Annotated in this window: 2 protein-coding genes and 1 pseudogene; 2 read left to right on the top strand and 1 reads right to left on the bottom strand. The window is 41.0% G+C overall.

Annotated elements, in window-relative coordinates; translation table 11 throughout:
- Window positions 1-130 (top strand): annotated as a pseudogene (locus tag GRP75_RS29975) (YitT family protein); the annotation flags it as partial.
- Window positions 131-348: 218 nt separating this feature from the next.
- Complete coding sequence (locus GRP75_RS22615) at window positions 349-1,263, top strand: dihydrodipicolinate synthase family protein (RefSeq protein WP_160790423.1); 915 nt, start codon at window positions 349-351, stop codon at window positions 1,261-1,263.
- Between the two features lie 225 nt (window positions 1,264-1,488).
- Here the strand turns inward: GRP75_RS22615 and GRP75_RS22620 are convergent.
- Window positions 1,489-3,167: beta-glucoside-specific PTS transporter subunit IIABC (locus GRP75_RS22620; RefSeq protein ID WP_160790424.1), on the bottom strand; the 1,679-nt coding region annotated here is incomplete at its 5' end.

The following is a 3,167-nucleotide window of genomic DNA, read 5'->3' on the forward strand; positions in this document are numbered from 1 at the left end:
GTTAACCGTTTGTTTAGGGGGGTTAATACTCAATTACTTTATGCCACTTACTGAAAAAGTACTTGACCGCATATTAACACACTCTCATACATCACTAAATCATGAGAAAGATAAAAAGCATTCTATATAGAATGCTTTTTATCTTTCTCAACTAACCTGATCTGTTAAAAGATGTAATATCCAAGTTGATACTGAAGCTTGATGCTCATATCTCTTTGTTTCGATCTTAAGTTTCTCTAGAAGAATTGGTACTGTTATTTGTCTCTCAATTGGTACTTTAATTGTGTCTAATTCATTTTTATAATGTGTTTGTATTTTGAAGGTCAATTAATAAAGGAGTGTAGCTTTATGTTCTGTGGATTATCTGCTTTTCCACTCACGCCAGTTAACGAGACAGGTATTAACGAAAAAGCATTTGTGACACTAATTCAACGATTAGTTGCAGCTGGTGTAGACTCAATTGGTGCATTGGGTTCAACTGGAAATTATGCATATCTTAATCGAGAAGAACGTTTACGTGTGCTTCGACTTGCTGTCCATTCATCTGAGGGGATTCCCGTGATGACAAGTATAAGTGCGATTCGTACTTCTGAAGTACTTCGATTAGCGGAAGATGCACAAAGAGCAGGAGCAAGCGCAGTGCTGTTAGCTCCTGTTTCTTACCAGGCATTAACAAATGAAGAGGTATATTCGTTGTATGAACAGGTGACAAGCTCGCTCTCTATTCCGCTCTGCGTATATGATAATCCGGGGACTACACATTTTCATTTCAGTGATGAGTTGCACGGTCGGATTGCTGAGCTGCCTAACGTTCGTTCTATCAAGATTCCTGGAGTGCCTTCTGATCCTGAAGCAGCCAAGGCACGCATTAGAAAACTGCGAACGGCCATTCCTCCCCATGTAACTATAGGAGTAAGTGGAGACTCATCCGCAGTCACTGGCTTGGATGCAGGCTGTGAAGTATGGTACTCAGTTCTTGGTGGTTTGTTTCCAAGGGCGTGCCAAAAAATGACCCGTTTGGCCCAGTCCGGTTTTGCTGAAGAAGCGAAACAACTCTCGGCGCTACTTGAACCGCTTTGGTCGTTATTTCGTCAATATGGCAGCCTTCGCGTTATTTCAGCAGCAGCAGAAATAAGTGGCTTGATCTCAAGTCCCAGTCTTCCTTTGCCCTTACAACCATTGAATCAATCAGCTAGAGAACACTTGAAATTCATACTAAAGGATCTTCAGTCTACAGAAACATTCTGTTCACCATTCGGCTAATACCTTTTCGAAGGGGAGACTACTAAGCACGTTTGCAGTAAAATTTTTCGTTATGAGTGTTGGAGGAAGAACAGATGCTGAACTGCCCAAGCATTCGTAATTTCTTAATCCTTTTCTTCGTTAGCAACAGAACTATCTACTAAAAACAGCCAGCTATAATAGCTATAGCTGGCTGTTATACGTTTTTTCAATTTACTTCCAAGATCAAATCCATGCTGTCCTGTGTTAAACCAAATTTGAAGATGAAACGCTAGGTTTTGCAGGAATCACATGTAATAACTGTTTTGAATTTGGATCCTCCAGATTCACATGCACTTGATCATAATTAAATGAATTCGTAACAATAACCATTACCGTAGGATCATAACCCGCAGCCTTAATTTGCTCCAAGTTAAACTCAACTAATTTGTCATCAATGCCAATTCTATCATTTTCCTTAACCAATGGTTTAAAGTGTTGTCCCTTTAATTTCACAGTATTAATACCGATATGAATCAAAAGTTCTATACCGGAATCAGATACAATGCCAATCGCATGCCCGGTTTTGTACACGCTGCTTACCGTTCCGTTTACCGGAGCTGTAACAATTCCGCTAATTGGAACAATCCCTGCTCCTTTACCCATCGCTTCAGAAGCAAACACCTCATCGCTTACACTGCTTAAAGGAACAATTTGGCCATTCACAGGTACCACAACCTCGTTTGGATTTGCTTGATCACTCAAATTCGTCACACTCTTATTCGAAACACCGAAGAAATAAGTTAAAATGACGGCTCCAAAGAATGCAATAATCAATCCGATGACTTCTCCAATGAAACCTTGGCCTAAATAAGTTGGAATAGCCAACAAGCTAGGAAATGTAAATGTGGATGCATGTACTTCAAACGATCCAATAACAGCGCCTCCAATACCAGCAGCGATCATTGCACAGTAGAATGGACGCTTTAATTTAAGGGTTACGCCGTAAATTGCCGGTTCAGTGATACCAAAAATGGCTGTGATTGCTGCAGAACCCGATAGGCCTTTGATTTTGGCATCCTTGGTTTTCAAAAATACGCCTAGAGCAGCACCTGCTTGAGAAAGTACGGCTGCACATACAATTGGCAACCATTGGTCGTATCCTTGATTAGCGACATTGTTTATCATCAGCGTAATCAGCGCCCAATGGACTCCGAAAATGACAATCGACTGATGGAACGCTCCTAAAACCAACCCAGCAAGTAATGGGGAGAAACCAAAGATTGCTAACAATACCATGGCGAACAGGTCACTGATCTTTGTGCCTAGAGGGCCGATAACAGCCAAAGTTAAAGGCAACATAATCACTAGAGAAACCAGAGGGGTTAGCATATTACGAATTGATTCTGGAAAGAATTTGTTCAACAAAGGTTCCAAGTAAGAGAGGCCCCAAATCGACAACAGAATGGGAAACACAGACGCCGTATACGTAATTGGTATGATCGGTATGCCAAAGAAATCAATCGTTTGTGAATTGGATACGATCTCTACTAAAGACGGATGAATGAGTGCACCAGCTAACGAAACGGCTACGAATGGGTTGACTTTAAGCTTCTTGGCCGCAGTAAATGCCAAGAAAATCGGCAAAAAATAGAAAATGGCATCACTTGCTGCATTCCATATTTTATACGCACCACTGTCAGTCGATATCCAGTTCATTGTTGTAAATAAAGCTAGAATGCCTTTCAAAATTCCGGATCCAGCCAAGGCTCCCAGAAATGGCGTAAATACGGCCGAAACAAAATCCATCAACTGACTGACAGGATTAAATTTCCCAGTTCGTTTTTCTGAAGCGCTTTCATTGTTGCTAGAAGCATGTAATGCCATTCCAGGTAATGATGTTAGTGCATCATAGACTTGAGCAACGGAATTACCAACAACCACCT

Source organism: Paenibacillus sp. OT2-17 (assembly GCF_009827695.1).
In the GTDB taxonomy this organism is placed as follows: domain Bacteria; phylum Bacillota; class Bacilli; order Paenibacillales; family Paenibacillaceae; genus Paenibacillus; species Paenibacillus polymyxa_B.